The organism is Flavobacterium crassostreae (assembly GCF_001831475.1).
Taxonomy (GTDB): domain Bacteria; phylum Bacteroidota; class Bacteroidia; order Flavobacteriales; family Flavobacteriaceae; genus Flavobacterium; species Flavobacterium crassostreae.
Genome location: NZ_CP017688.1, coordinates 1,920,809 through 1,940,310, shown reverse-complemented (window position 1 = coordinate 1,940,310; position 19,502 = coordinate 1,920,809). Strand labels below are relative to the sequence as shown.

The following is a 19,502-nucleotide window of genomic DNA, read 5'->3' as shown; positions in this document are numbered from 1 at the left end:
AATTTATTAGAACGCTTTTTTGGTAAAACACCCCCTTGCCATGACTTAGTGTTTGGCGTTTTTAAAGTATTTAGACACCCCTAAAAATCATTATGAAAACCACACCAATAATGCCATTTTACCTTGCCTTTAGTAGCATCTATCTTTTGATAGTTTTTTTAGACTTGCCGCTTGTTGCTGCAGTTATGAAGCCTATTTTGATGCCCTTGTTATTTGCTGGGGTTTATTTTAGTGGGGGCTTTAAATCCAAAAAAATGCTTCTTGCGGCACTTTTTTTTTCGTGGATAGGAGATTGCTTGCTGCTTTTTGCAGATCTTGAAGCATATTATTTTATTTTTGGTTTATTGGCTTTCTTGGTTTCGCATCTGTTTTACATTGTGTTGTTTAACCAGTCCATAAAACAAAATCCACATAAGGCACGTTACTGGATTGGGATTACCGTAATTATAACTTACCTACTCGTATTCTTTGCTATTTTGTTTCCTAATTTAGGAAATTTGACCCTAGCGGTATTTGTATATGCTTTAGGTATTGCTACGATGTTATTGTTTGCCTTTAAAGGGTTTTTGACTTGGCCAAAACCTGTCAATTACTATGTTTTAGTGGGAGCTGTATTTTTTGTCTGTTCGGATAGCATGCTTGGATTTAATAAATTTTGTAATCCAATTGTGTCTTCTTCTTTTTTGATTATGACCACTTATTTAGTGGCGCAATACTTAATTGTGATAGGCATTTTGAAATTGCATGCTCAAAAATAGTGTTTTTTTGCTCCCAAAAAAGGTTTTTTAGGGGTATAAAAAGGCTATTAATGCGGTAACTTGTCTTTAAAAACACCGTATAAATATGTACCCAATAAAGCGCCCAACAACACCACGCCTACACTCCAAAAACCTGCTCCTAACAAAATATAAATGGGTCCAGGACACGCACCTACCAATGCCCAGCCTAATCCAAATAAAATACCTCCTAGTACATATTTTGTAGTACCCGGTTCTTTGTCGGCAATTACAATTGGCATACCCTTGGCGTCTGGTATCTGGTATTTTTTTATTATTTGAACCCCAATGACTCCGGTGAGTACTGCGGTAAATAGGATGCCGTACATATGAAAAGACTGAAACTGAAACATCTCGTATATGCGGTACCAAGATATTGCTTCGGACTTGGTTAGGACAATTCCGAAAATAAAACCTATTAGTATATATTTTACTACTTTCATAATCTTAAAAAATTAAAGGAAAAATAAGATGCGTCATAATTAATCCTCCTATAAAAAAGCCAACAACGGCTTTTAGGGACGGGAGTTGTAAATTACTTAGTCCGGAGATGGCATGTCCTGAGGTACAACCGCCAGCATATCTGGTTCCAAAACCGATCAATAGTCCTCCTAGGAGCAATAATGCTATTGCGCTTGGAGATTGGAATACGTGCATTCCAAAGAGGCTTTCTGGAACCAATTTGCCGTTGGGAGCATCAATATTTAAGGCGGCCAATTGGGCAATGGTTTTGGGGTTAATGGCTACATTGGAGGGAGCACTCATAAAAGTAACGGCTACAAATCCTCCTAGCATGGCTCCTAGAACAACTGCTAGGTTCCAGCGTTGTGCTTTCCAGTCAAAATCAAAAAAAGATACGCGCTTGCCTAAACCTGCCATGGAACACATGGTGCGTAAATTAGACGACATACCAAAATACTTGCCAAAATAGGTCAAACAAAGCATTATTAAACCAATAATAAAGCCAGAAAGATACCAAGGCCATGTTTGAAAAAAAATAGTCATAATTTATTTATTTGTGACAAAAATAGGCATTCTAAAATTCTCATTTCTACGATTGCTGTGCTTTTTTTATGGCAACTATGCCTACTTTTGTGGTGCTGCTTATATTTGTGGTGCTTTTTGGGTCTTTTTTTACTAAAATATTGATTATGAAAAATAGATGGTTTTATAGCTGTTTGCTAGTTGTATTGGGACTAGCTTCGTGTGGGGGTAGTAAATCTACTTTAAAAAATGTAGTTGACGATGCTCCTATTCCGAGTCTCTCTGCTGCTAATACGTTTGTGATTACGCAATACAGTACGGATAAAAAATATGGTTATGATAAAGCGTATCCTATCAATATTTTTTATTATAGCACACAAAACGATACCATTAACCAACAGCGTTTTTTGAATGCTTTGACGGGACCTAAGGGCGAAAAAATTGTTTTCAAGAAGCTAGAGAGCTGTTGTCCGTTTCCTACCAAAAGAAGTGATCTGGGCGTTGGCTTACTGGATGTGTATCAAATTGAATGGCAGGGATTAAAAACGCCTGTTGTGTTGTACATGAATATTTATGAAAAAGGAATTTTGGCGGTTCCTGTGGGGTTTGGTCTAAAAAAAGAGGCTTCGGCTGCTGCGCATTAGCCCTGATAGCAGCGGTATCCTTCTTGTTTTTTCTTTAAAAACAAGAAGATACAAGCGTATAGCAGGAAATAGCTCCAAAATAGAACTGTTAATGTATGCAAAAAAGGGGCTTTGGGTTACGGCTAAACGGCAAATCATGGTTACCTTTACAGCTTAAAATAAACTCTTATGAATATACAACAAATACCTCAAATTAAACATACCGATAGTGGCAATTTCTTTGTATTGGCTGGGCCTTGCGCTATTGAAGGGGAGGATATGGCTATGCGAATTGCCGAAAAATTAGTGGGAATTACGGATAAATTGGCTATTCCGTTTGTGTTTAAAGGTTCGTTTAAAAAAGCCAATCGATCTAGGATTGATAGTTTTTCGGGTATTGGAGACGAAAAAGCGTTAAAGATTATTGAAAAGGTTTCTAAAAGCTTTGGTGTGCCTACGGTTACGGATATCCATACTAATGAAGATGCTGCTATGGCGGCGGCGTATGTGGATGTTTTGCAAATTCCTGCGTTTTTGGTGCGCCAAACCGATTTGGTGGTGGCTGCAGCTACTACCGGAAAGGTGGTCAACTTGAAGAAAGGACAGTTTATGAGCCCTGAGAGCATGAAGCATGCCGTTCAAAAGGTTTTGGATTGCAATAACCAAAATATTATGGTCACGGATCGTGGAACTATGTTTGGATACCAAGACATGATTGTTGATTTTAGAGGTATTCCAACTATGCAAGAATATGCTACAACGGTGCTGGATGTTACGCATTCTTTGCAACAACCCAACCAAACTGCTGGTGTTACGGGTGGTAGACCAGATAGGATTGAAACCATTGCAAAGGCTGGGATTGCTGTAGGTGTGGATGGTATTTTTATCGAAACACATTTTGATCCTGCAAACGCAAAGAGTGATGGTGCTAATATGTTGCATTTGGACTATTTTGAGGCTTTGATGACTAAATTGGTTGCTATTAGACAAACTATTAATACCTTTTAATTGTTTTGAAAAAAATATTTGTATACGCTGCATTTTTTGCCCTGATGGGGTTATATGATGCCACTGCTCAAGATCAAAAGGTGGCTCCAGAGGCATTCACGGCTCATAACAAGGGGAAGTTTTTTGTGTCTTGGGGAGGCAATCGAGAAAATTATTCTAAATCGGACATTACATTTAAGGGGGCGGATTATTCTTTTACTCTAAATAATGTGGCTGCGCATGACAAACCCAAAGGATGGCATGTAGATTATATTAATCCTGCAAGAATGACTATTCCGCAAACTAATTTTAGAATGGGATATTTTATCGACGACCATTACAGTATTGCTGTGGGAGTGGACCATATGAAATATGTGATGACGCAAGAGCAAACGGTAAATTATAATGGGCAATACCCCAATAAAGGTACCTATAATGAAACCGTAGTTGGGGATCCAAACCAGGTTTTGTTAACTCGGGATTTTTTGACCTTTGAGCATACCGATGGTTTGAATTATGTAAATACTGAATTTTCAAGACACGATGATGTTTCGGCTTTTTTTAGGATACATAACACCGATAAAATTCAGGTAAACCTAACCGAAGGTGTTGGAATGGGATTGTTGTACCCTAAGACAAATGCCAAGGTATTAAGTAAGGATCGACACGATGATTTTCATGTTTCGGGTTTTGGTGCCTCTATAAAGGCGGGTCTAAATGTTACGTTTTTTAAATATTTTTATGTTCAGGCCGAATTAAAAGGTGGATACATCAACATGCAGGACATCCGTACTACGCAAAGTAGTGAAGATAGCGCTTCGCAAGATTTTTTCTTTTTTCAAAGGATAATTGCTTTTGGAGGTATTTTTAGGCTATAAGTTGCTTCGGAAAGGAATAAACAACTACAAAAGAGGCGGTTTTTAGGTATTAAAAACCGCCTCTTTTGGCTGTTAGAACAAGCTATACTGATTTTGTTTGCGCAAGGTATTGTGCTTAGCTTGTTAGGAGTTCATAAACTTGATTGGCTATTTCCAGTTCTTCGTTGGTAGGGATTACCAGAATTTTGGTTTTGGAGGTAGCGGTGTTGATTTCTCTAATTTCTTTAGAACGAATTTGGTTTTTGGAGGTATCCAGCTCTATACCAAAATAATCCATATCGGTGCATACCAAGTTGCGGATATACGAGGAGTTTTCTCCTATACCTGCCGTAAACACTAGAGCATCAAGACCATTGAGAACTGCAACATAAGATCCGATGTGTTTTTTGATACGGTAGGCGTTCATGGCTAATGCCAATTGGCAGTCTTCATTTCCTTGTGCTGCCTGAGATTCTATTTCTCTCAAATCACTAAAACCGGTTAGCCCTAACATACCGCTTTCTTTGAGTAACAAGGTATTTACTTGTTGACTGCTATATCCTAGAGTGTCTATTAAATAAAAGATAAGAGAGTGGTCTATGTCTCCACTTCTGGTTCCCATTATTAATCCATTAGCAGGCGAAAATCCCATGCTGTGGTCTATGCTTTTTCCGTCTTTAATGGCGGTTATACTACAGCCATTGCCTAAATGAATACTGATAATTTTAGCTTTTTGGGGCAAATATGCCATTGCTTTTTCGGATACGTATTTGTGGCTGGTGCCATGAAATCCATACATACGTATTTTGTTTTGGGTCAAAAAAGAATTGGGTATGGCAAATTTATGGGCTATTTCTGGAATGGTTTGATGAAATGCAGTATCAAACACGGCTACTTGTTTTGCTGTTGCAAAAATTTCTTGAGCAACAGTAATACCTAATAAATGGGCCGGATTGTGTAATGGCGCTAATGCAAAAAGTTCTTTAATTTTATCTTTGACTCCTTGATCAATAAGGACTGTGTCCGAAAAACTCGCCCCACCATGGACTACTCTATGTCCTACGGCGTTGATTTCTTGGGTAGATTGGATTACTCCAATATTTGGATCTCGGAGTAGTTGTGCAATTTTTTCTAAACCGATTTTATGGTTAGCAATGGGTAGGGTTTCTTCGAGATTGGTTGTAGAGGTTTGATAGGTTAGATTGGAGGTTTCAAGGCCTATTCTGTCAATCATACCGCTACAAATTACTTCTTGACTAGGCATTGCTATTAATTGGTATTTAATAGACGAACTTCCTGAATTTAGGATAACTATTTTCATTGTATCAGTATTTTATGCTCCCTAACCTACTCGGTTATATGGAGAGGGTTTATGGCGTACTTTGGTTTATTTTTAGACGAACCCGAAAGATTCTAAAAAGATTTTTTTTTATAACCCTTGGGCTTGTATGGCAGTAATTACTACTGTATTTATAATATCATCTACGGTACAGCCTCTACTTAAATCATTCACGGGTTTGTTTAAACCTTGTAGCATGGGTCCTATGGCTAAGGCTCCGGTTTCTCTTTGTACGGCTTTGTAGGTATTGTTTCCGGTGTTTAGATCCGGAAAAATAAGGACTGTTGCTTGTCCGGCTACTTCGGAGTTTGGCATTTTGCTTTGGCCTATTTCCATATCTACGGCTGCATCATATTGTATTGGGCCTTCAATTTTTAGATCCGGACGTTTTAGTCGGACTATCTCAGTGGCTTTTCTTACTTTTTCGACCTCATCCCCTTTGCCAGAAGATCCCGAGGAATACGATAGCATAGCAATTTTGGGTTCTATACCAAAGGCTTTGCTCGAATCGGCAGAAGAAATAGCAATTTCGGCTAGTTGTTCTGCAGTTGGATTCGGATTTATGGCACAGTCTCCAAATACGGATACTCGGTCTTCTAAACACATAAAAAACACAGACGAAACCACACTAGAGTTGGGTTTGGTTTTAATAAATTGTAATGCTGGCAAAATGGTATGTTGGGTAGTGTGCGCCGCCCCCGAAACCATTCCGTCTGCATCGCCTTTGTAGACCATCATGGTACCAAAGTAAGAAACATCTTCGATTAGATCTCGTGCCATTGCGATGGTTACATTTTTGTTTTTACGCAATTCGTAGTACGTATTGGCATAATCTTGGTATTTGGCAGATGCTATAGGATTGGTAATTTTTATTTTTGAAAAATCAAAAGCAATACCTAACTCTGCAACCTTATTTTCTATGTCTTTTTGGTTACCAATCAGAGTCATATCGACCACATCCATAGCCAATAGTCGGGAGGCTGCAAGGAGGATGCGCTCGTCATTACCCTCTGGCAAAACAATGTGTTTGCGGTGTTTTTTGGCTCTTTTGACTAAATTATATTGAAACATTTTGGGCGTAATGCCTTCGGCTTCGAAAGCGCTTAATTTATGGGATAAACGATCAATATCTACATATTTTTCAAAGGTATGGATTGAGGTTTCTATTTTGTGGGTATTGTCTGCATATATTTTGGACTTAATATTGCCTATTTTGTTGGTTATGCCATAAGTACCTCCTTCTACAGCTAGGATAGGCACAACGCTTGTTAAGCCTTCAATTAATTTTAAAATACTTTCTTCGGGCAGTATGTTTCCGGTTAAAATAATTCCTGAAATGGTAGGATAATTGGCCGATTCATTGGCTTGCAAAGCACCTAATATAATGTCTGCTCGATCTCCTGGGGTAATAACTAAGGCGTTTTCTTTTAGGTGTACTAAATAGTTACGCAATTGCATAGCACCAACACTAAAACTCCCTATATCGTTGTTCAAAAATTCTTTTCCAAATAGAACATTAGCATCCAATACGTCTACAATTTCTTTTATCGTAGGATTATTTAGACTTGAAATGATAGGAATAGCAGTAACCAAAATTTCTTTTGGCAAACTGGCTTTTAGACCATTGGCCACCACTGCAATATTTTTTTCTAATACTTTATTGGCAATAACAGCCAGCACCTCTACCTCTTTCTCTCGGAAGGAATTATAGGCCAGATACAAACTATCCACTACCTCATCGAGGGTTTTGCCTGCTCCAGATCCTACAATTAGGGTTGGAATACCAAGATTTTTGGCAATCAAAACATTCATGTCTAGTTCTATAACAGTGCCTTCGCCGCTAAAGCTGGTGCCTTCGACCAATACAAAGTCAAATTGTTCTTCTAGGCGTTTGTATTTTTCAATAATTAGATCTAATACCTCCCCTATTTTCCCCTGGTTTTTTTTCTTGATTAGTTTGCTTTTGGTAATTGCAAAAGCATCTTCAAAGGCAATATCTAGCTTAAAATGAGAAATTACGGTTTCAATATGGTTGTCTAACTTTCCGTGTTCAAAATCTTCAATAATAGGCCTAAAATAACCTACTTTGGCCGTTTTTCCAATTAACATTCGCATCAAACCAAGGGTAATAATTGATTTCCCGCTATTGTGTTCTGAGGTTGCTATGTATATGGCTTTGTTCATTATTTTATGTTTTTTGAAATGATTTTATATAAAAGTGGTGTTTGGATTTTTTGGGTTTTAGTAGGTGTTTTATTGGCTTTTTAGAACCATTTTCTTTTTTTAAAATAAAAAATCATAATAATACCTATAAAAACCATTACTGCTATAACGGTGTGGTAGCCGTATGGATATTTCAACTCTGGCATGTGCTCAAAATTCATTCCATAAACTCCTACTATAAAAGTAAGCGGAATAAATATTGCCGATACAATAGTAAGGGTTTTCATAATTTCATTCATCTTATGAGATTGGGACGAAAAGAAAAAATTGGAAGCACTCTCTAACATTCCCATATCGGAGTCTATTTGTTCCAATAGTTCTAATGTTTTTTGATGCAATCTCGAAAAATAGCTAAAGGTTTCGTGTTCAATTAGGCCAAAATCTTCGTCTTCTTGCAAACTTTTGATGGCAAATAAAGAATCTCGGAGCGGAATAATGGATCGTTTCAAAAAATTAAAGTTATCTCGATGTTTTTCAATCCTAATTAATATCTCTGGGTCGGCACTATTCTTAGAAATTGTAATCAATTCTTCCACCTTATCCTCTTCATTCTCAATGGTGATATAAAAATTTTCCATAACGGCATCCAAAAGCAAATACAACAAAAAATCTGCTTTTTTGAGTCTCACCATCCCGGTATGGTTGCGAATGCGGGTTCGGATGTGTGCAAAAAAATCGGATCGCTTTTCCTGAAAGGATATTAAAACCCCATCTTGGATCAAAAAACTAATTTGCTCTACACTTATATTATCTGATTTTTCGGTGGGCAATAACGATTTGATGTTAAAAAATAGATTTTGAGAAGATTCTTCTAACTTGGTCCTTCTGGTGGTGTTTAAAATATCCGAAAGGATAAAAGTATCTATTTTAAAAAAATGGCCTATACCCTCAATAATTTCTATTTCGTTCAACCCATGCAAATTAAGCCAATTGGTTTTGCCATTTACAACACATTTCTTTAGGGCTTCTATTTCTAAATCTTCGTATTCCGTAACCTGAAGATCATCATAGACAAACAACTGCATTTGGGATTCAAACTTTTTGTGTTTGCCTGTATACTCTAAGGGACTGCCGTGGGTTTTACTGTTTTTTTTAAACGTAATCTTTCTCATCCAAAAATTATTATATACCGTAATATTACAAAAAACTTTTAGGTTGGCATTGCGTCTTAACACAATAGCAATACTATTTTATATACTTTGATACTAGCCAACAAAACTAACACAAGCTACTTTTGTTTTCTATGAGAAAAATCATATTTATGGGTATACTCCCAAAAAAAAACCGTTCCTAAACACAGGAACGGTTTTAAAATTTAGTATACAGAGCAGCCGTAGCTTCTCGTTGTAGCTGCAAAGGCAAACCAGTAACATTTACTGGTTGTGCGCTTGCGGGTGCCTAATTATTTTACTTCTTCGTAATCTACATCTTGAACATTATCTGTTTCTGCAGCAGCTTGTGGCTCTGCAGCAGCTTGACCTTGCTCTCCTTGTGCGTACATCGCTTCGGTAGCAGTTTTCCAAGCAGCGTTGATGTTATCAAGTGCCGTTTGGATAGCAGTAAGATCTTGAGATTGGTGTGCCATTCTCAATTCAGTCAATGCATATTCTACAGCAACTTTATGATCATCCGCTAATTTATCTCCAATTTCTTTCAATTGCGTTTCCGTTTGAAAGATCATTCCATCCGCTTCGTTTAATTTCTCTGCTCTAGATCTTGCAATTTTGTCCGATTCAGCATTAGCTTCTGCATCTTGCTTCATTTTTTCAATTTCTTCAGATGTTAATCCAGAAGAAGCCTCAATACGGATATCGTGAGATTTTCCAGTTCCTTTATCTGTAGCCGATACCTTGATGATACCATTGGCATCAATATCAAACGTTACTTCAATTTGTGGAACTCCTCTTGGTGCTGGTGGAATACCATCTAAGTTAAAACGACCAATAGTTTTGTTATCCGCAGCCATTGCTCTAGCTCCTTGCAATACATGTAATTCAACCGTTGGTTGAGAATCTGCAGCAGTTGAGAAAACTTGCGATTTTTTGGTAGGTATAGTTGTGTTAGACTCAATTAAAGTAGTCATTACACCACCCATAGTTTCAATACCTAAAGATAATGGCGTTACATCTAGTAACAATACATCTTTTACATCTCCAGAAAGAACCCCACCTTGGATAGCTGCTCCAATAGCAACAACCTCATCAGGATTAACTCCTTTAGACGCTTTTTTACCAAAGAATTTTTCAACTTCTTCAGCAATTTTTGGCATACGTGTAGATCCACCAACCAAGATAACTTCGTCAATATCCGAAACAGATAAACCAGCATCTTTAAGCGCTCTAGCAACTGGTGCCATAGAACGTTTCACTAAAGAATCTGTTAATTTTTCAAACTGCGCTCTAGATAATTTTTTAACTAAGTGCTTAGGCCCAGAAGCTGTAGCAGTTACGTAAGGCAAGTTGATTTCAGTTTCTGTAGAAGAAGACAATTCAATCTTTGCTTTCTCAGCAGCTTCTTTCAAACGTTGTAAAGACATTGGGTCTAAACGCAAGTCAATACCTTCTTCTTCTTTAAATGCATCCGCTAACCAGTCAATAATTTCGTGGTCAAAATCATCTCCACCTAAGTGAGTATCTCCATTTGTAGATAAAACCTCAAAAACACCGTCTCCTAATTCCAAAACAGAAATATCAAAAGTACCCCCACCTAAATCATAAACAGCGATTTTTTGATCCGTTCCTTTTTTGTCCAATCCATAAGCAAGTGCCGCAGCAGTTGGCTCATTGATGATACGCATTACTTTAAGACCAGCAATTTCACCAGCCTCTTTAGTAGCCTGACGTTGTGCATCATTAAAATAAGCAGGAACCGTAATAACGGCTTCTGTCACGGTTTGACCTAAATAGTCTTCGGCCGTTTTTTTCATTTTTTGAAGCGTCATTGCAGACAATTCTTGTGCAGTGTATAAACGACCATCAATATCCACACGTGGCGTATTGTTGTCCCCTTTTACAATTTTGTACGAAACTCTTTTTGCTTCAGCCGAAACCTCACCAAAACCTTGTCCCATAAAACGTTTAATAGAAGCAATTGTTTTAGTAGGATTTGTTACCGCTTGTCTTTTTGCAGGATCTCCTACTTTAATTTCTCCACCTTCAACAAAAGCGATGATAGATGGTGTAGTTCTTTTTCCTTCTGCATTAGGAATAACAACTGCTTCATTACCTTCCATTACAGAAACACAAGAGTTTGTCGTACCTAAATCAATTCCGATTATTTTACCCATTTTTAATATATTTAATTTAATGTATACTTGTTTTAATTACTTGCAGACTATAAAGCAATCTTTGTGCCAACACAAAACCCATATATCAATTGTCAGTTTTTATACTTCTGTGGCAAAACAAACTGCCAAGATGACATTTTCAGCTCCCTGTCATTGCTATTCATCCCGTCCCAAAAGTGTCAGTTACAGCAATCCTTCTTTACTTTTCAGGAGCAATTCCAGCTATCCGCTATATCTTTAGGTTCTTAAAGAAAGAACCCAAAGGATGCCGCTACTATCTGGGCTAAAACCCCACCAACACCCAAAACAAAACCTAAAAATACCCTAAAAGTAATCACAAAACACCAAACCCCATACAAAGCCTACATATCTTAACACAATATTACGTAGGATTTAACATTAAATTACCCCCATAAACAAGCACCAAAATACTAATCTCCCACAAAATATCCTTAATTTTACCTCCAAACACTAAAACCCACAAACACCATGAAAAACCTAAAACACCTTGCCCTAAGCCTACTAACCCTTACCGCAATTAGCTGCAAAGAAACCCCCAAAAACACCCCAGAACCAACCCCAGCAGCCACAACAACCACCCAACCCGAAACCAACACAGCCAACAGCTACCAAATTATAGACAGCGCAACCACCGTAAACTTTACCGCCTACAAAACCACCGACAAAGTAGCCGTAAAAGGCAGCTTTCAAAAAATAAACCTCACCAACACCAAACAAGCAAAAACAGCACTAGAGGCACTCCACGGCACCCAATTTAGCATTCCCGTAAAGAGTCTATATACCAACGACGCCTCAGGAACACGCGATCCAAAAATCCTAAAATTCTTTTTTGGAACCATGAAAAACACCCAACTCATCTCAGGAGTATTCAAAGTAGCAGACAACAACCAATGCTCCATTGACGTAACCCTAAACGGAAAAACAGCCAACATCCCTCTAAAATACACCGCAAATACAGACACCAAATTAAGCTTTGATGGCATAATGCATTTAGAAAACTGGGATGCTCTAGCCGCCGTAGCCGCCATCAACAAAGCCTGCCTAGCCTTGCATACCGGCAAAGATGGCGTTAGCAAAACATGGAACGAAGTTGCCCTACATGCCGAGGTTTTGTTACACAAAAATTAGAAAAAATTACAGTGGATCTATATTAGATTTACAAAACCCATACTATTCCCAAAAGACTACTGCAATTCCCTCACGTGCAGTAGTCTTTATTTTAGCACCAACCCACTATCCTGCCTCAAAACAACCCACTAACATGATTACCCCAGCCAATCCAAACGATAGTTTAGCATTAAATTGCCTAATAAATGCAGCATACCGTGGCGAAACCGCCAAACAAGGGTGGACCACCGAAGCCTATATACTAAAAGGCAATAGAACCACTCCCGAAGAACTAAACCAAATCCTCTCCAACCCCATCCATACTCTATTAAAATACACCCAAAACAATCAAATCTTGGGTTGCGTTTTAGTAACCCAAAAAGACCACCAACTCTATTTAGGAATGCTCACTGTATCCCCAAGCTTTCAAAACAAAGGCTTAGGAAAACAATTGCTACAAGCCGCCGAACAGCACGCACGCGCCTTAGGGCTAAACACCATAGAGATGACCGTAATTTCAGTCCGAGAAGAGTTACTTGCTTGGTACCAGCGTCATGGATATGTGGCCACAGGAGCCAGAGAAGCATTCCCAAACCCAACCGATTCTATTGATCAAAAACCCCTAGAATTTGTCTTTTTAGAAAAAAAAATATGCTAACTACAGCTGGTTTTCTAAACTCAAAAACGCTTTTCCAATATTTTTCAAAATAGTTGTAGCCGTAAAAGATTGGTATCCAGTCTTAGGCAAAGCTATAGTAGCCGTTAGACCATGAAGGTACACCCCAAGTAGTGCCGCATCTGTGGCAGAGTAGCCTTGTGCCAACAAACTCGTTAGCATGCCGGTCAAAACATCACCGCTGCCAGCAGTTGCTAGAGCAGCATTTCCGGTAGTGTTAACATATACTGCATCAGGAGTAAAGATATAAGTAGGAGCACCTTTCATAACCACGATCAAATCATATTGGCACACAAAGGCACGTGTCTTCTGGAATTTTTCTTCTTCGGTATGCCATTCTCCAAGCAGCCTTTCTAGCTCCTTAGGATGCGGTGTGAGTATTGTTTTTGGCAACAACACCGAAAACCAAGCTTTATTACAAGCCAAAATATTCAAAGCATCTGCGTCCAATACTAACGGTATTCTATTGGTTTTTAAAAAATCCAAAACCGCCTTTTGGGTAACAATATGCTGCCCCAAACCCGGTCCAATAGCTATAGCCTGTGGTTTTATAGCCATTTTAATATCAGAGAGGTATTGCTCCTTTTTGTCCGTAAGGGTCATAACCTCGGGATTTGCTATTTGCAGAATTTCATAACCACATTTAGGCACCAGAGCCGTTACCAGCCCACAACCTGTTTTAAGACAGGATTTTGAAGCCAAAACCGCCGCCCCCATTTTGCCATAGCTTCCGGCTATAATCAATGCATGCCCTTGCATGCCTTTGTGTGTTTGAGGATCTATGGGTTTATAGCGTTTTACTATTTCTGCTTTATCCAAAACAACCGCTTGTTTCATTTTTATTTATTTTTCTAAAAATACAAAATAAAACCTAAACCAAAACGTCTTTTTAGGTATTAAAATCCAAAACAAGCCCTTTTAAATTTCAAAAACACCAAAACCTAATCCAACAGAAGCGTCTCTAGTTTTAAGCCTGCCAAAGCACCAATTAGCAACCATAAGCAAAAACCGTTGGCAAAAAACCGTAAATTTAAACAGAAATGCTATAGATATAATAAATTTTGAATAAATTAGCCACTTCAAATTTTATATACAAAAACAATGAAAAATACTGCCCTTACGCACATACACGAAAGTTTGGGAGCAAAAATGCTTCCGTTTGCTGGTTACAACATGCCAATATTATATGAAGGAGTAAATGCCGAACACGAAACCGTACGTAATGCCGTGGGTGTTTTTGATGTTTCTCACATGGGAGAATTTTTGCTCGAAGGCCCAAATGCCTTGGCTTTAATTCAAAAAGTAACCTCTAATGATGCTGCTGTATTAACGGTAGGTAGAGCACAATATTCTTGTTTGCCAAATGACAACGGTGGTGTTGTAGATGATTTAATCATTTACAAAATGGAGGAAGAAAAATACCTTTTGGTAGTAAATGCTTCTAATATAGACAAAGACTGGAACTGGATTTCGTCCAAAAATGATTTAGGAGTAGCGATGAAAAACCTTTCCGAAGACTACTCTTTACTAGCCATTCAAGGACCTAAAGCGGTAGAGGCCATGCAATCTTTATCTTCTGTGGATTTAGCAACCATTCCGTATTACCACTTTAAAGTAGCTGATTTTGCAGGATTTGATGACGTAATAATATCTGCAACAGGATACACTGGATCCGGTGGTTTTGAGATTTATTGCAAAAACAGCGATGCAGAACAAATCTGGAACAAAGTTTTTGAGGCGGGTGCAGCTTTTGGGATCAAACCAATTGGTTTAGCTGCCAGAGATACCTTACGTTTGGAGATGGGATTCTGTCTATACGGAAACGATATTAGTGACACTACTTCGCCATTAGAGGCTGGTTTAGGTTGGATTACCAAATTTACAAAAGAATTTACCAATTCTGAAAACCTAAAAAAGCAAAAAGAAGCTGGAGTAACCAGAAAATTAGTAGCCTTCGAAATGCAAGAACGTGCCGTTCCAAGACACGATTATGAGATTGTAGATGCCAACGGTACCGTAATTGGAATTGTAACCTCTGGAACCATGTCTCCATCAATGAATAAAGGAATTGGATTAGGATATGTTACCGTTGCCAATAGTGCTGTGGATAGTGCTATTTTTATTAGAATACGTAAAAATGATGTTGCCGCAACAGTGGTTAAACTACCTTTTTATAAAAAATAAAATGATTTTATAACCTGCATAATCCATGTATTTTTGCAGCTCAAAATAACAAACTTATAAATGGGAAGAGCGTTTGAATTCAGAAAAGGTAGAAAAATGAAACGTTGGTCCGCAATGGCCAAAGCATTTACCCGAATTGGAAAAGATATTGTGATGGCCGTTAAAGAAGGTGGTCCAAATCCAGATGCCAATTCAAGATTAAGAGCAGTTATCCAAAATGCCAAGGCAGCAAATATGCCTAAAGATAATGTAGAGCGTGCTATCAAAAAAGCCACCGATAAAGATACCGAAAATTACAAAGAAGTTCTTTTTGAAGGCTATGCTCCACACGGTATTGCATTATTGATTGAAACCGCTACAGACAACAACAATAGAACAGTTGCTAATGTTCGAAGTTATTTTAACAAATGCAACGGCACCATGGGAACACAAGGTTCTGTGGAGTTTATGTTTGATCATACCTGCAACTTTCGTATCCCTGCAGAAGGACTCGATGCCGAAGAATTAGAGTTAGAATTAATTGATTTTGGTGCCGAAGAGGTTTTTGAAGACGAAGATGGTATTTTAATTTATGCCCCTTTTACTAATTTTGGAACCATCCAAAAAGAGCTAGAAAACCGTAATTTAGAAATTCTATCTTCTGGTTTTGAAAGAATTCCGCAAATCACCAAAAAACTATCCGAAGTCGAAATGGCAGACGTAGAAAAATTGATTGAAAAGCTGGAAGAGGATGATGACGTAATGAACGTTTACCACACCATGGAAGAAGCCTAAATTGCTTTATAATTAAATACAAAACTCTAGCTACGGCTGGAGTTTTGCATTTAATACTGCCTTAATCTAACAAAGACATACAACATGAAGTATGTAGCAGAATGCTACTATTTCTTCAAAAAATCTTTGTCTTTATAAGCTGGGTTAGGATATTTATAAAAACCTTCGGAGGTGGCCACTCCTAATTTATGGGTATCGATAAAATTTTCTTTAAGATAAGCCACTGTTTTTATCTTTACCGGATCATTACTGGTTTTTGCAGCCATTAGATTAATATTATAAGCTGTAGTAATGCCTACTACATCTAAAATACCAAAAGGCCCCATTGGTGCACCCGTGGCCGCCATCCAAGTTTTATCGATAGTCTGTACATCTGCAACTTGGTTTACCAAAAGACTTGTAGCAGCATTTAATAATGGCACCAAAAGAGTGTTCAAAATATAACCTGGTTGCTCTTTATGCAAAGGCAAAGCAAGCATCCCAATTGATTTAGCAAAAGCTACTGTTTGCTCAAATACTTCGGTCGAAGTACCTGCATGTCCCATGATTTCTGCAGTGTTGTGTTTCCAGATTTCGTTAGCAAAATGCAACGCCACAAATTGAGCTGGACGTCCAGTTGCCGCAGCAAATTCACTAGGTAACAAAGTAGATGAGTTGGTAGCAAAAATGGTTTTTTGTGGGGCAACAGCTGCTAATTTTTGATAAAAATCTATTTTAATTTTTGGGTTTTCTGGTATTGCTTCAATCAATAAATCTGCATTTTTTACAGCTTGTGTTAAATTAGAAGAATACTTTAAATTAGCAAAAGTGGCTTCTAATTGTGCTTCTGTGGCGTTTAAATCTGTTTTAAATGCTTTACTGAGTTGCAGCAAAGTAGTTTTGGCTTTGGCTAATGCCGCATCTGTAATGTCGTATAGAGTAACAGAATACCCATGAAAGGCTGTTTGAAACGCAATTTGAGAACCCAAAACGCCGCTTCCTGCAATGGTAATATTTTTAAATGTCATAATTTGAAGTATTTAAGATCTATAAGAAGTATGAATTGCTTTTGCTAAAACCTCTGGATGTTTCCAGTAGCTGGTTACTGGTAGTATCTCTTTGTCTAGCCCTAGCAAGGTATAGACTGCTATTTTGGCTGCCCTAACGGAGTATTCTTCGGTAAATACCATATCGTCGGGTATTTCTACAAACTGACTAATTAGAGCAAAATTTGTTGCTCCAACCGGTACAACCTCTGGACGATCTGTTTTGGCTCTGGGTTGAAACAAGGCATCTATATAAGGCATCATAGAAGGAATTACATTGATAACGCTTTGTTTGATTTCTGTTTCATACTCCTGAAAATGCAAATGCCCAATTAGCTCGGTTAAGATTTCTTCTCCGGTACAATCAATCATTGGTTTTTTTACAAAATCTCCTATTTTATCTGGATAGAGTCCGTATCCCCAAAGAATGGTTACCTCCTCTGCTTGTGCTTTAAAATGAGGTTGAGCAGCAATAACGATAGACATTCTCCACGAAGAATCTTTGAACGTAATTAAAGCACCACTTCCGGGTTTATTTCCCGTAAACTCTTCGATGAGTTTTAGCATTCGGTTTCCTTTAAATGTTGGGGTAAAAGAATACCATTTGGTTTGATCTGGTTTGGCAAAAAATGGATCTGGATTTCCTAATCTACCTGGTTTTTTATCCGCAATTTTTCGCCATAAAGCAAAACTAGGCGGATTGTTTGGTTGGTATTTTGCTGGAGTATGGTAGTTTCCGTTATTGGAGTTGTCGGTGATACAACCATTAGTAAAGAACACTAAATCCGTATCCAAAACCTTTATGGTTTCTGTTTCTCCCAAGGCATTGGTGCACTTTATTTCGGTAACGGTAATGGCGTCTGTTTCTTTGAACTCAAGATCTGTAACGGTTTTGCGTAGTTTAAAATTTACATCAAAACGGTCCAAAAACGTTTTTAAAGGCAAGATAACGGAGTCAAATTGGTTATAAGGCGTTCTGGTAACTCCCTCTAGGGTGTGGATTCTTGAAAATTCTAATAGCATGCGTTTCATGTAGCGCTGAAACTCAAATATACTAGACCATTCTTGCCAAGCAAAAGTAGTTTGCCACATATACCAAAAATTGGTTGTAAAAAAATGGTCTCCAAACCAATCTCTTATTGTTACATTATCTAAATCATTTTCATCAGAAAAAAACAACTTTACCATTTGGAGTCTATCCTCAGTGTTAAAGCCCATATCCGTCACCGAGATTTTGTTTCCGTTGGCATCGACCAATCTGGATTTGGCATGTGTAGGGTTTGCTTTATCAAAAGCTAGTATTTCGTCTTTTACAGACATATTGGGTATTTCTAATGAAGGGATACGGCTGGTTAGTTCCCAAAAATTTTCATACGTTTCCTCATTTAACATCCTACCACCACGACATATAAATCCATCTTGGTTGTTTCCTGCTCCATCATTACTGCCTCCTAGAACGGGTAAAGACTCTAGAATATGAATATTAGTCCCTTTAAATCCACCATCTTCTAATAAATAAACGGCCGCTGCTAAACTAGCTAAACCTCCTCCAATAAAATAGGCTTGTCTGTCTGAATTGTTGTTGCTCATAATTTTAGGGTTAAAATAAATTTATACATAAACATGCTTAAACCGTATTTACAAAAGACCGATTTTTAATTAAATAATTTAAAATCAATGCTATAAACTGGATTAAGTACTACAAATTTAAAGCAAGCAAAGCCTATTGGTTTTACCCAAAATTCTGTTTTTGTTACCTCAAATTCTTTTGTTGGTAAGCACGAGGAGAAATTCCTGAAATTCTTTTAAAAAATCGGCTAAAGGATGCCGTGGAGCTAAAGTGTAATTTGAAAGCAATTTGGGTAATATTGTAGGTGGGATTATTCATCAGGATATATGCCTCCTGAATTAGGGCTTCATTAATAATTTTGCCCGGAGTGGTGCCAGATGTTTTTTTTACTTCTTCAATTAAATGTTTGGTGGTTACACAGAGTGTTTTAGCATAAAAATCCAACTGTTTGTTTGCGGTAACATTCGCATTTACTAAATCACAGAACTTAAAGTACAAATCATTAAACAGCTGCTTTTGTTTGTCTGTATCTTTGTCTTTATTTTGATTAAAAATATCGGCTGTTTCTAATAATAAATAATAAATTATTGTCCTGATTTTCTCTTCTATATAAGCGCTTTCTTGTTCTGTTTTGTTTTCTAAATAAGCCAACAAATCCAACCAGCTTTCTCTTTGTGTTGCATTGACGCTTATTAGATGGTAATTGCAGCCTCTAAATAATTTTATTTTATCTAAAAAAAAACTATTTGAAGCATTCTCAACAAGAAAGTTTTTTTCAAAAAAGAGAAATTTAATTTTAAAATCCTCGCTTTCATTTATAAACTGAATAATAGTAGCCGGACGGGTCGCTATTATTTCATTAGAATGTATAAGCTGTATTTTGTTGTCTATAAACACCTCGGCACTGCCTTGGTAACAAAGACAAAGACAATAGTAATCCATCCTAATGGCGTGGTTAGGATATGCCTTAAGTTGGTTTCCTGTGGATACATAATACTGCCTGAGGTTGTCTATACCAAAAAACGAGAGAGTATCGTGTATTTTATCATAGCTCGGATTCATACTACATT

General features: G+C 37.6%; 18 protein-coding genes. 8 read left to right on the top strand and 10 right to left on the bottom strand.

Annotated elements, in window-relative coordinates; genetic code table 11:
• Nucleotides 1–92 precede the first annotated feature (92 nt).
• Nucleotides 93–758 (top strand): lysoplasmalogenase, encoded by a 666-nt coding sequence (locus LB076_RS08635; protein WP_066331375.1) that lies wholly within the window; start codon nt 93–95, stop codon nt 756–758.
• Between the two features lie 47 nt (nt 759–805).
• Here LB076_RS08635 and LB076_RS08630 read toward each other — a convergent pair whose 3' ends face one another.
• Together LB076_RS08630 and LB076_RS08625 are read right to left on the bottom strand one after the other, a co-directional pair.
• Nucleotides 806–1,219 carry a DUF6691 family protein gene (locus tag LB076_RS08630; RefSeq protein ID WP_066331381.1) on the bottom strand — a complete coding sequence of 138 codons (414 nt, stop codon included), beginning with the start codon at nt 1,217–1,219 and terminating at the stop codon, nt 806–808.
• 4 nt (nt 1,220–1,223) lie between these two features.
• Nucleotides 1,224–1,781: a YeeE/YedE family protein gene (locus LB076_RS08625; protein WP_066331382.1), complete on the bottom strand. Its 558-nt coding sequence runs from the start codon at nt 1,779–1,781 to the stop codon at nt 1,224–1,226.
• A 146-nt stretch (nt 1,782–1,927) separates the two neighbouring features.
• On the opposite strand from LB076_RS08625, the gene LB076_RS08620 reads away from it, so the two are divergent.
• The 3 genes from LB076_RS08620 to LB076_RS08610 all read left to right on the top strand — a co-directional run bounded on the left by LB076_RS08620 (nt 1,928) and on the right by LB076_RS08610 (nt 4,248).
• Nucleotides 1,928–2,404, top strand: coding sequence for a 2-dehydro-3-deoxyphosphooctonate aldolase (locus tag LB076_RS08620; protein WP_066331788.1), 477 nt, complete (start codon nt 1,928–1,930; stop codon nt 2,402–2,404).
• Nucleotides 2,405–2,572: 168 nt separating this feature from the next.
• Nucleotides 2,573–3,391, top strand: a complete 819-nt coding sequence (gene kdsA / locus LB076_RS08615) for a 3-deoxy-8-phosphooctulonate synthase (protein WP_066331383.1) — start codon at nt 2,573–2,575, stop codon at nt 3,389–3,391.
• Nucleotides 3,392–3,435: 44 nt separating this feature from the next.
• Nucleotides 3,436–4,248: a hypothetical protein gene (locus LB076_RS08610; RefSeq protein ID WP_066331384.1), complete on the top strand. Its 813-nt coding sequence runs from the start codon at nt 3,436–3,438 to the stop codon at nt 4,246–4,248.
• A gap of 115 nt (nt 4,249–4,363) precedes the next feature.
• Here LB076_RS08610 and LB076_RS08605 read toward each other — a convergent pair whose 3' ends face one another.
• The 4 genes from LB076_RS08605 to dnaK all read right to left on the bottom strand — a co-directional run bounded on the left by LB076_RS08605 (nt 4,364) and on the right by dnaK (nt 11,075).
• On the bottom strand, nt 4,364–5,548 hold the full coding sequence (locus LB076_RS08605; protein WP_066331387.1) for an acetate/propionate family kinase: 1,185 nt from the start codon (nt 5,546–5,548) through the stop codon (nt 4,364–4,366).
• A gap of 108 nt (nt 5,549–5,656) precedes the next feature.
• On the bottom strand, nt 5,657–7,750 hold the full coding sequence (gene pta / locus LB076_RS08600; protein ID WP_066331388.1) for a phosphate acetyltransferase: 2,094 nt from the start codon (nt 7,748–7,750) through the stop codon (nt 5,657–5,659).
• Between the two features lie 80 nt (nt 7,751–7,830).
• Complete coding sequence (corA, locus tag LB076_RS08595) at nt 7,831–8,901, bottom strand: magnesium/cobalt transporter CorA (protein WP_066331390.1); 1,071 nt, start codon at nt 8,899–8,901, stop codon at nt 7,831–7,833.
• 290 nt (nt 8,902–9,191) lie between these two features.
• A complete protein-coding gene (gene dnaK, locus LB076_RS08590; protein ID WP_066331391.1) occupies nt 9,192–11,075 on the bottom strand; it encodes a molecular chaperone DnaK in 1,884 nt (627 codons plus the stop codon).
• Between the two features lie 489 nt (nt 11,076–11,564).
• Here dnaK and LB076_RS08585 point away from each other — a divergent pair, with 489 nt between their 5' ends.
• Together LB076_RS08585 and LB076_RS08580 are read left to right on the top strand one after the other, a co-directional pair.
• Nucleotides 11,565–12,224 (top strand): YceI family protein, encoded by a 660-nt coding sequence (locus tag LB076_RS08585; RefSeq protein WP_066331394.1) that lies wholly within the window; start codon nt 11,565–11,567, stop codon nt 12,222–12,224.
• 133 nt (nt 12,225–12,357) lie between these two features.
• Nucleotides 12,358–12,861 carry a GNAT family N-acetyltransferase gene (locus tag LB076_RS08580; RefSeq protein ID WP_066331791.1) on the top strand — a complete coding sequence of 168 codons (504 nt, stop codon included), beginning with the start codon at nt 12,358–12,360 and terminating at the stop codon, nt 12,859–12,861.
• Here LB076_RS08580 and LB076_RS08575 read toward each other — a convergent pair whose 3' ends face one another.
• Complete coding sequence (locus LB076_RS08575) at nt 12,862–13,716, bottom strand: NAD(P)H-hydrate dehydratase (RefSeq protein WP_066331395.1); 855 nt, start codon at nt 13,714–13,716, stop codon at nt 12,862–12,864.
• 264 nt (nt 13,717–13,980) lie between these two features.
• On the opposite strand from LB076_RS08575, the gene gcvT reads away from it, so the two are divergent.
• Both gcvT and LB076_RS08565 read left to right on the top strand, forming a co-directional pair.
• Complete coding sequence (gcvT, locus tag LB076_RS08570) at nt 13,981–15,063, top strand: glycine cleavage system aminomethyltransferase GcvT (protein ID WP_066331396.1); 1,083 nt, start codon at nt 13,981–13,983, stop codon at nt 15,061–15,063.
• Nucleotides 15,064–15,123: 60 nt separating this feature from the next.
• Nucleotides 15,124–15,837, top strand: a complete 714-nt coding sequence (locus tag LB076_RS08565; protein WP_066331397.1) for a YebC/PmpR family DNA-binding transcriptional regulator — start codon at nt 15,124–15,126, stop codon at nt 15,835–15,837.
• Nucleotides 15,838–15,944: 107 nt separating this feature from the next.
• Here LB076_RS08565 and LB076_RS08560 read toward each other — a convergent pair whose 3' ends face one another.
• The 3 genes from LB076_RS08560 to LB076_RS08550 all read right to left on the bottom strand — a co-directional run bounded on the left by LB076_RS08560 (nt 15,945) and on the right by LB076_RS08550 (nt 19,494).
• Nucleotides 15,945–16,844, bottom strand: coding sequence for a 3-hydroxyacyl-CoA dehydrogenase (locus LB076_RS08560; protein WP_066331398.1), 900 nt, complete (start codon nt 16,842–16,844; stop codon nt 15,945–15,947).
• 12 nt (nt 16,845–16,856) lie between these two features.
• Nucleotides 16,857–18,452: an oleate hydratase gene (locus LB076_RS08555; RefSeq protein ID WP_066331404.1), complete on the bottom strand. Its 1,596-nt coding sequence runs from the start codon at nt 18,450–18,452 to the stop codon at nt 16,857–16,859.
• Between the two features lie 163 nt (nt 18,453–18,615).
• Nucleotides 18,616–19,494, bottom strand: a complete 879-nt coding sequence (locus LB076_RS08550; RefSeq protein WP_066331406.1) for a helix-turn-helix domain-containing protein — start codon at nt 19,492–19,494, stop codon at nt 18,616–18,618.
• Nucleotides 19,495–19,502: the final 8 nt, after the last annotated feature.

Excerpts from the sequence above, each read along its gene's own strand:
- LB076_RS08635 (WP_066331375.1), top strand. The coding sequence starts at position 93 with ATGAAAACCACACCAATAATGCCATTTTACCTTGCCTTTAGTAGCATC.
- LB076_RS08630 (WP_066331381.1), bottom strand. The coding sequence starts at position 1,219 with ATGAAAGTAGTAAAATATATACTAATAGGTTTTATTTTCGGAATTGTC.
- LB076_RS08625 (WP_066331382.1), bottom strand. The coding sequence starts at position 1,781 with ATGACTATTTTTTTTCAAACATGGCCTTGGTATCTTTCTGGCTTTATT.
- LB076_RS08620 (WP_066331788.1), top strand. The coding sequence starts at position 1,928 with ATGAAAAATAGATGGTTTTATAGCTGTTTGCTAGTTGTATTGGGACTA.
- kdsA (WP_066331383.1), top strand. The coding sequence starts at position 2,573 with ATGAATATACAACAAATACCTCAAATTAAACATACCGATAGTGGCAAT.
- LB076_RS08610 (WP_066331384.1), top strand. The coding sequence starts at position 3,436 with ATGGGGTTATATGATGCCACTGCTCAAGATCAAAAGGTGGCTCCAGAG.
- LB076_RS08605 (WP_066331387.1), bottom strand. The coding sequence starts at position 5,548 with ATGAAAATAGTTATCCTAAATTCAGGAAGTTCGTCTATTAAATACCAA.
- pta (WP_066331388.1), bottom strand. The coding sequence starts at position 7,750 with ATGAACAAAGCCATATACATAGCAACCTCAGAACACAATAGCGGGAAA.
- corA (WP_066331390.1), bottom strand. The coding sequence starts at position 8,901 with ATGAGAAAGATTACGTTTAAAAAAAACAGTAAAACCCACGGCAGTCCC.
- dnaK (WP_066331391.1), bottom strand. The coding sequence starts at position 11,075 with ATGGGTAAAATAATCGGAATTGATTTAGGTACGACAAACTCTTGTGTT.
- LB076_RS08585 (WP_066331394.1), top strand. The coding sequence starts at position 11,565 with ATGAAAAACCTAAAACACCTTGCCCTAAGCCTACTAACCCTTACCGCA.
- LB076_RS08580 (WP_066331791.1), top strand. The coding sequence starts at position 12,358 with ATGATTACCCCAGCCAATCCAAACGATAGTTTAGCATTAAATTGCCTA.
- LB076_RS08575 (WP_066331395.1), bottom strand. The coding sequence starts at position 13,716 with ATGAAACAAGCGGTTGTTTTGGATAAAGCAGAAATAGTAAAACGCTAT.
- gcvT (WP_066331396.1), top strand. The coding sequence starts at position 13,981 with ATGAAAAATACTGCCCTTACGCACATACACGAAAGTTTGGGAGCAAAA.
- LB076_RS08565 (WP_066331397.1), top strand. The coding sequence starts at position 15,124 with ATGGGAAGAGCGTTTGAATTCAGAAAAGGTAGAAAAATGAAACGTTGG.
- LB076_RS08560 (WP_066331398.1), bottom strand. The coding sequence starts at position 16,844 with ATGACATTTAAAAATATTACCATTGCAGGAAGCGGCGTTTTGGGTTCT.
- LB076_RS08555 (WP_066331404.1), bottom strand. The coding sequence starts at position 18,452 with ATGAGCAACAACAATTCAGACAGACAAGCCTATTTTATTGGAGGAGGT.
- LB076_RS08550 (WP_066331406.1), bottom strand. The coding sequence starts at position 19,494 with ATGAATCCGAGCTATGATAAAATACACGATACTCTCTCGTTTTTTGGT.